The 7,994-nt window shown below is 64.8% G+C and carries 7 protein-coding genes and 1 pseudogene; 7 read left to right on the top strand and 1 reads right to left on the bottom strand.

Annotated elements, in window-relative coordinates:
- Nucleotides 1-72: 72 nt before the first annotated feature.
- From EBE87_RS30625 to EBE87_RS27050, 3 genes and pseudogenes are all read left to right on the top strand, one after another.
- Nucleotides 73-425, top strand: a pseudogene (locus EBE87_RS30625) (transposase).
- A gap of 433 nt (nucleotides 426-858) precedes the next feature.
- Nucleotides 859-2,085 (top strand): MFS transporter, encoded by a 1,227-nt coding sequence (locus tag EBE87_RS27055; protein ID WP_158601037.1) that lies wholly within the window; start codon nucleotides 859-861, stop codon nucleotides 2,083-2,085.
- A gap of 145 nt (nucleotides 2,086-2,230) precedes the next feature.
- Nucleotides 2,231-2,767 carry an NYN domain-containing protein gene (locus EBE87_RS27050; RefSeq protein WP_158601038.1) on the top strand — a complete coding sequence of 179 codons (537 nt, stop codon included), beginning with the start codon at nucleotides 2,231-2,233 and terminating at the stop codon, nucleotides 2,765-2,767.
- A 587-nt stretch (nucleotides 2,768-3,354) separates the two neighbouring features.
- Here the strand turns inward: EBE87_RS27050 and yghU are convergent.
- On the bottom strand, nucleotides 3,355-4,230 hold the full coding sequence (gene yghU / locus EBE87_RS27045; protein WP_120640563.1) for a glutathione-dependent disulfide-bond oxidoreductase: 876 nt from the start codon (nucleotides 4,228-4,230) through the stop codon (nucleotides 3,355-3,357).
- Nucleotides 4,231-4,795: 565 nt separating this feature from the next.
- Between yghU and EBE87_RS27040 the strand changes: the two genes are divergently transcribed.
- The 4 genes from EBE87_RS27040 to EBE87_RS27025 all read left to right on the top strand — a co-directional run bounded on the left by EBE87_RS27040 (nucleotide 4,796) and on the right by EBE87_RS27025 (nucleotide 7,840).
- A complete protein-coding gene (locus tag EBE87_RS27040; RefSeq protein WP_120640564.1) occupies nucleotides 4,796-6,202 on the top strand; it encodes an aminotransferase-like domain-containing protein in 1,407 nt (468 codons plus the stop codon).
- Between the two features lie 113 nt (nucleotides 6,203-6,315).
- The gene (locus tag EBE87_RS27035; protein WP_120640565.1) at nucleotides 6,316-6,750 is read left to right on the top strand and encodes a DUF983 domain-containing protein; all 435 of its coding nucleotides are present in this window, start codon (nucleotides 6,316-6,318) and stop codon (nucleotides 6,748-6,750) included.
- Nucleotides 6,751-6,853: 103 nt separating this feature from the next.
- Nucleotides 6,854-7,324, top strand: coding sequence for a GlcG/HbpS family heme-binding protein (locus EBE87_RS27030; RefSeq protein ID WP_120640566.1), 471 nt, complete (start codon nucleotides 6,854-6,856; stop codon nucleotides 7,322-7,324).
- Nucleotides 7,325-7,354: 30 nt separating this feature from the next.
- Complete coding sequence (locus tag EBE87_RS27025) at nucleotides 7,355-7,840, top strand: c-type cytochrome (RefSeq protein WP_120640567.1); 486 nt, start codon at nucleotides 7,355-7,357, stop codon at nucleotides 7,838-7,840.
- Nucleotides 7,841-7,994 lie beyond the last annotated feature (154 nt).

Here is a 7,994-nt window from a genome sequence, read left to right as displayed (position 1 = left end):
GTTCTGTTCGGCGAGCGCTTCACTCGCGCCATGGCCTGAGCATGTTCAACCGCTCCGCCGCACACGAAATTCCTGACAGTCCCTCGCCTGCGCGCTGACGCCAGGCAACATCGCCGACATCAGCATGCCCTGCCGCGGCTCCGGGCCGTCACCGCACCGAAGCGCCTCATTGCCGACCAGGCCTATGACGCGGAGAGCCTGCGCCGCTGGCTCAAAGAGCGCCGCATCAAAGCCGTCATCCCTTCCACGGTCACCCGCACCAAGCCCTCCCCACTCCACCGCCAGGCCTATCGGCGCCGCAACCAGATCGAGCGCCTGTTCTGCCGCCTGAAGAACTGGCGGCGCCCCGCCACCCGCTACGACCGCTCGCCCAGAACTATCTTGCCGCACTCGCGCTGATCGCCGCCGTCACAGACCGGAGCTGAATGAGGCCCCTACCTAGCGCGAGCAGATGGCGAACCTCCACTTGAAGGAAAGTTCAAATGCCTTTGCGCTCATTCCGGTCTTGCCGCCACGGCGCTTTACTGATTGGACCGGCCACCATTGTTACGGCAAGGTGGGTTCTGCATTCCAGCACCGTGGTTTTGCCATCCTGAAGTGAAGGAAGACGCATCAACTCCACTCTGCTTTAGGTCGGTATCGCTGAGCTTAGGGATAAGCATCTTGCGGAGCCCCTTCCATACACGGGCTGACACTGCTTCAGCGATGCAGAGCCGGATTGGAAGCGGCTTCGCTCCGCTTCTTCGGCGCGTGCCGCGCAGCATGACCTAGGCAAAATGGCGCATGTCCGGCACAATCTTGCCAAGGCCTGGCTACGTGCGGGATCGGGCGGCAGAAGGGCGGAAGCAGACATTGAGAGTGCCTCTATGGGTCAGCGCCCTGGTCGCGACCCTGATCGTTCAGACTGTCAGTTCCTTCTCCAGCCTTGCCATCCCCCTGCTGGGGCCGCCACTGATGGGCCGCGCCGGCCTGCCGCTGGAAAGCATCGGCCTTGTCTCCGCCATGACCTCGGCTGGCATTTGCTGGTGCCTGGCTTGTGGCGGGCCGATGCTGGCGCACCATGGGCCGGTCCGCACGCTGCAGATCGGGCTGGCCGGCATGGCACTGGGCCTGCTCGTGCTGTCGCAGCCGCTGGGCCTGCTCGGGCTGTTTGGTGCCCTTGCAATCGGTTTCGGCGCGGGGCCGAACACGCCGGCTGGTAGCCAGATCCTGATCCGCACCGCGCCTGCCCGGCACCGCGCGCTGATCTTCTCGATCAAGCAGGCCGGTGTGCCCTTGGGCGGCGCGTTGGCGGGCCTGGTGCTGGCGCCGCTGGTTGTGGCGCAGGGCCTGACAACGGCGCTGTGGGCGGTGATCGCCGTGACCCTCTGCACCATCCTGGCGGTGCAGCCCTTCCGCCGGCGGCTGGATGGTGAGGAAGGCGCAAGCCGGCCGGGCTGGGCGCGCTCACTGCTCTCGCCCACTATGGTGCTGCGCTCCGTCAGCACCTTACGCGCGCACGCATCCCTGCCGCTGCTCACTGCCCTCGGCGCGTCCTTCTCCGTGGTGCAAGCCTGCCTGATGGCCTTCACCGCCACCTATGCCGTCACCCGCCACGGTGCGTCCTTGGCCGAGGCCGGGCGCATTGTGGCGCTGATGCAGGGCTGCAGTATGCTGGGCCGCATCCTCATGGGCTGGGTTGCCGATCGCACGGGACATGCCCTAAGGCACTTGGCCTGGCAGGCGGTGGCCTCCGCGCTGGCGGTGGCACTGCTCGTCCTGGCCAGTGGTCACGCGCCATGGGCGCTCTATGGCTGTGCGGCGCTGGTCGGCTTCGTCGCCATTGGCTGGAATGGCGTGCATATGGCGGAACTCGCCCGCATCGCTCCGCTGCACCTGGTCAGCGATGTCACCTCGGCCGCCAGCCTCTTCGGCTTCGTGGGGTCGATCTGCGGGCCGCTGGTCTTTACTCTGCTGGTCAGCTGGAGCGGCAGCTACACCCTGGCCTTCCTGCTCGTGGCAGCCCAATTGGCGGGATTCGGCTTGGTAAGCCTGATCTCCCTCCGAAGCAGCCGGCAAAAGCAGACGGCGGACGAGGCACTCTGACTGCCGCCATGGCAGGAGGGGCATCGCTGCGTCGGCGCTCTTCTGCCCCACCGGGCAACAGGAGGCCGAGTCCGTTCTCGCCACCAGCCAGCTGGGCTATCATCCCGGCAGAGAGCAGCCAGAACCAACACAGCAAGGCACCACCGTGCATCTGGCCTATGTCGACTGCAGCAACCTGTTCATCGAGGCACAGAAGGTCAGCGCCGTTGCGCGCGGCTGGGCCCGCAGCCTTGCCGAGGTCAACCAGCGGAGCAGTCCTGACTTCAGTTATCGCCTCGACTTCCATCGCCTGATGACGCTGCTGCGGCAGCTGGAGGAGCCGGTGCGAGCGGTGGTATTCGGTTCGGTCACCGACGGCAATGAGGCTCTCTGGCCGCATGCCGGCGCGGCAGGTTTCGAGGTGCGGGTGGTGGAGCGCGCTGCCTCCGGCAAGGAGAAGCGGGTCGATACCGGCGTGGTCACTCGCATCTGCCGTGACTCCTACCTGCTGGGACAGCCGGGGAGGGACCGCATCACCTTGGTGGCCGGCGACGGGGACTACGAGCCGATGGTACGGCAACTGGTACAGGATGGCTTCGAGGTGACGCTGCTTTACTGGTCGCACGCCAGCCGGGAATTGCAGGCGGTGGCCAGCCGCTTCTACCCGCTGGATGCCTATCTCGAGGACTTGGCACTGCGCTGAGGGTCACGGCCTGCCCACCATGGCAGAGACTTGTCCCCAGTTTGCGGGGACAGAGCTGTGGATGACCGGGTGGACAGCATGTGCAAGGCAAGGGAGGGCAGTCAGGCATCCCTTATGATGCCCTACAGAACTAAGCCGCTGATCGACAGAATGAAGGGCGCCTTCTCATCAAACACGGCACGCTGCCACGGCAGCATCGATCAGGGCATGAGTTCATGAACATGCTCCGCACCGTGCTCACCAGTGCCAGCCATTCCGCGCCCGGTCCCTCCAGGCGCGGTGACCAAGCACGAGAAGTTTTCGAGCAGTATAAGCCGGGCTTCGCCGGCAGTGCCATACTGGCATGCCCGGCGAGGGCGAGCCGCCAGACCGCCCACACCGTTGCCAGCCTCGCCGGGCATGCAGTTGGTCCGGCCTCTTAACAGTGGCTCTGAAGGCGATGCGGCTTACTTGCCGTTGATGTCCTCACCCGCTCAGTGGCCGGGTTGCACATCGGCAGACACCAGGGCCGCAGCAAGGCTGGCCTGGTGTCCGGGAGCGATCAGGCCAAGACGGCCCCTAGGCTTCTTCCCATCTGCCCTTCCGCTTCAGGATGACGGTGAGCTTGCCTGGCCGATGACAGCGGCGAAGTCGCTGGCATCGTGCCTCTCGCGAAGTTGCCGGGACGGATCGCCATTGACGCGGTTCACCTTGGCCCCGCGCTGCACCGCCGGCCGTGAGCCGACCTGTGCCGTCCAACGTTGGAGGTTGTGGTACTCCTGCACCTGGAGGAATTCCCCGGCGCCATAAAGCTCGCCCTTGGCGAGCAGGCCGTACCACGGCCAGATCGCCATATCCGCGATCGTGAACTCCGGCCCCGCGACGTATTCGCTGACGGCCAGCCGCTGGTCCAGAACGTCAAGCTGCCGCTTGGTTTCCATGGCGAAGCGGTTAATCGGGTACTCGAACTTCTCGGGTGCGTAGGCATAGAAGTGGCCGAAGCCGCCGCCGACGAAGGGGCCGCTCCCCACCTGCCAGAACAGCCAGGACAGGCACTCCGCCCGGGCAGCGCCCTCCCGCGGGAGGAAGGCACCGAACTTCTCCGCGAGGTAAACCAGGATAGCGCCGGATTCGAACACGCGCACCGGCTCCGGACCACTACGGTCCATAAGGGCAGGGATCTTGGAATTGGGGTTCACTTCCACGAAGCCGCTGCCGAACTGATCACCCTTGCCGATCTCGATCAGCCAGGCGTCATATTCGGCACCGCTGTGCCCCGCCGCCAGCAGCTCTTCGAGCATGATGGTGACCTTCACGCCATTGGGGGTGCCCAAGGAGTAGAGCTGCAGTGGATGACGCCCGACGGGCAGGGGCTTTTCGTGCCTCGCACCGGCTGTGGGGCGGTTTATGCTGGCGAAGGCCCCGCCATTCTTCTCGTCCCAGACCCAGACCTTGGGCACAGAGTAGCCCGGAGTATTGTCCATCTTATCTCTCCAATCGTCCTGCTGACCTATGTCAGAGCCGGACAACAAGATGGCAACCCACCCAGCACAACGGTAGCCGTTAGGGAGGTTGTAAGGCTGTGTTGATATCCGGCGCGTCAGTTGTCACTCGTGGAGAGGAAAGGGCAGCAAAGGCAGCGGGTGCTCCGCGTGTGTCGCATCGATCCACATTGCCTGGCAGCCAAACGCTGAGGGGCTTGGTGCCCGCGGAGGCGTCGCTGTTATTGCTTCGTGCCGGAATTCGACTTTGGCGTGCCCAAAGGCCACTGCTTATCTGATCTTATAGACCACGCAGCGGACGTTCAGTCGCGGTCGGCTTGCCGGCACTCCCCTTGTGGAAACAACAAACTCCGGCGGCAAGTTCGCGGCCTTTGGTCATACAGTATTCGTGACCACCTGTAAGAGGCGAGCGGCGAAAGGAGTTGCCCTGTTCCAAATTCAAGCTCTTCAAGGAGTTCCAGGCTCAACGGCCGAGCACAACGATTATAACCTTGAATGCATACAATAAAGGGCTACGATAAAGCATTGTATGGAAAAAGGTTGAGGCGTGTCCCGCTCCACTGACGATCTGGCTTGGACAACTGCCGTCGATCGCGCGGCAGGGCCGGTGTACCGCTCTATTGCGGATGCCCTGGAGAGGGACATCCAGGCTGGCCGTGTCACCGGGGGCGCCCGCCTGCCTCCGCAGCGCCAACTTGCCGAAAGGCTGGGCGTCGATTTCACCACCGTCACGCGCGCCTATGCCGAGGCGGCCCGGCGCGGCCTGGTGGAAGGGCGGGTCGGCCAGGGTACCTTCGTGCGTGCGAGCCGCACGACGTTGCCATCGGAGCCAGAAACCCGGCAGCCCACCCGTTCCACCGACCTCCGGATGAATGCGCCGCCACTTCCGGAGGAGCAGGACCTGGAAGGTGATCTGCAGCGCGATATCAGTGCCTTCGCCACAGAATTAGAGCTGAGCCTCCTCCTTCGCTATGAGCAGGCTGGCGGTAGCCAAGCTGACCGTCAGGCCGGAGCCACTTGGCTGGCGGGCCGGCTAACCGTGGCGCCTGAGCGGGTGCTGGTCTGTGCAGGCGCGCAAGGTGCTCTGCTGGCCTTGCTCAGTGTGCTGTGCGAACCAGGCGACACCCTCTGTTGCGAGGCATTGACCTATCCGGGCTTTCGTAGCCTGGCCGCGCATTTACGGCTGCGGCTGGCCCCGGTGGCCATGGATGGCGCCGGCCTGTTGCCCGATGCCTTTGAAGGCGCTTGCAGAACCCAACGCCCGAAGGCGCTTTATTGCACCCCCACCCTGCATAACCCGACCACCGCGACGATGCCGCTGGAGCGGCGCAAGGCACTGGTGGCCATCGCTCGCCAGTACCGCGTGCCCATCATCGAGGATGATGCCTACGGCGCCTTGGCGCCCGATGCGCCGCCACCACTGGCGGCACTGGCTCCGGATGCCGTGTTCCACGTCTCGGGCCTCGCCAAATCCGTCTCGCCAGCACTCCGCGTGGCCTACCTCGTTGTGCCCGAACCCCGTCAGTTCCCGCGGCTTGCGGCAGCTATCAGGGCAACCACGGGCATGGTCTCGCCACTGACCATGGCGCTGGCGACGCGCTGGATCGGCAATGGCACGGCCACGAAGGTTGTGGCAGCCATCCGGCGGGAAACGGCGGCGCGGCATGCGATTGCCATGGCAACGCTGCCGGTGGCTCAGGTCGCGGCCGATCCTGCCGCCTTCCATCTGTGGCTCTGCATGCCCGAGGACTGGACCCGGGGCGAGTTCACCGCGCGCCTGCGCCTGGACGGCATCGGAACCGTCGGCAGCGATGCCTTTGCCGTATCGGCGCCGCCTGAGGCGGTGCGGATCGGCCTGGGTGCCGCGCGGAACCGGCAGGGCCTCCGCGTGGCCCTTCAGCAGGTCGCGGACCTGCTGGCGGAGGCACCGGCCCTCTCGTCTCTCATTGTATGAGGCATTTTGCCGCATTGAATGCATCAATGCAGGCATCCTAAGCTAGCCGTCAACATACAGATCTGGCCTATATGCAGGCATTGCTGAGCATGGCCTCCACAAAGGAACACGCGATGTCGTCCGAGCAAGAGTGGCCGCCTCTTCCCCCTTTCAGGACGGGCGTACACGGCCGGTGCCCGCGCTGTGGCCAGGGGCATCTGTTCAATGGCTTTCTCAAGCTGCGGCCGCATTGCGAGGTATGCGGGCTGGACTACTCCTACGCCGACCCCGCCGACGGCCCCGCCTTCTTTGTGATCTGCTTCGCCTGCGTACCCAGCGTCATTCTGGCGCTCTGGCTCGAGGCAAAATTTGCGCCTGCTAACTGGGTGCATCTGGTCACCACATTGCCATTCATGCTGCTGACCTGCATTCCGCCCCTGCGGCCGCTGAAGGGATGGCTGGTGGCCAGCCAGTATTTCTTCAAGGCCGAGGAAGCCCGTTTTGGTATGGCCGCCCCCAGGCAGCAGTCCGCCGCTCCGCCCGAGAATACGGACCGGCGCCCGGCCTGACGCTCATCAGGCGCGGAACGTTCCTCGGCTGGGAATCAAGCCCCCGCGTCCAATCCGCGTACCGTAGGCCACCACAACCGGCCCCTTTTCTGGGAGAAACACCATGTCCCTGCGCCACCTCCTCGTTGCCTTGCCCCTGTTGATGCCCGCTACCCTGGTGAGTGCTGCGGAACTGCCGCGCCATCCTGTCCTGAACCTTGACGCGGCCCGGACGGTCCTATCGGCGGCGGAGGCAGAAGCGCGGAAGCAGGGCTGGGTCGGCGCCATTGCCGTGACGGACGCAGGCGGTGCCCTGCTGGCAATGGCGCGCCTGGATGGGGCAGGACCCGCCGCAGCAGAGATTGCCGCCGGCAAGGCACGGACAGCGGCCATGTTCCGCCGCCCGACCAGTGCTTTCGAGGAGGCGATCAACGGCCAGCGCCCCGCAGCCATCACCTCCCGCTTCGTCATGATGGCAGGCGGCCTGCCGCTTGTTGCAGAGGGCCAGGTGGTTGGTGCCATCGGTGTTTCCGCCGAAACGCCGCAGCACGACACCGTCATCGCCGAGGCGGGACGCGCTGCACTGGTAAACTAGTTCCGGCGCTTCGCAAAAGGAGCGATCGAGATGCGGTGGGCCTACCCCGCGGCAGCCCTCACCTGTGCCGCGGCCTTGGGGATCGGTGTCTTTGGCTTCTGGCCAGATCGGGGAGAACCCGAGAGGCCGTTGATCCCGAACGCCTCGGTCACAGACCTGCTGGCTCACGCCGATGCCGAACGTGGAGCCAGGCTGTTCCGTTCATGCGCCGCCTGCCACCCGATTGGAAAAGGCGCCCCCGATCGCAACGGGCCAAATCTTTACGGGATACTCGGCGCGCCTGTCGCAGACGCCCGCACGCGGTTCGGCTACACATACGCGCTGCGCTCGGTGGGCGGCCGATGGGATGCCGAGCGAATGGATGCATGGCTGCACAATCCAGATCAGTTCGCGCCTGGAACGCGGATGTTCTTCCAAGGGATAAGCAGTGCGTGGGATCGTGCGGATCTTATCGCTTATCTTGGGACTCAGGGATCAGGGCTGCTGCCCGGCTCTGCGGCAGGCAAGATCGAATAGGCCTCGCCAATCCAGGCGTTGCGCCACCATCTTCTGTGTAGGAAGAAAAGCTAAAGGCCGAATTTATCCATCTAGGCTCAGGCCTCCTTGATCCAGAAGAGGACGGTGGCGGCGAGGCAGATGGCGGACATGAAGGTGTGGGCGCAGCGGTCAT

Origin of the sequence: Teichococcus wenyumeiae, from assembly GCF_003696345.1 — a bacterium.
In the GTDB taxonomy this organism is placed as follows: domain Bacteria; phylum Pseudomonadota; class Alphaproteobacteria; order Acetobacterales; family Acetobacteraceae; genus Pseudoroseomonas; species Pseudoroseomonas wenyumeiae.
The sequence above is the reverse complement of the archived record's forward strand: the minus strand, read 5'-3'. Positions and strand labels throughout refer to the sequence as shown.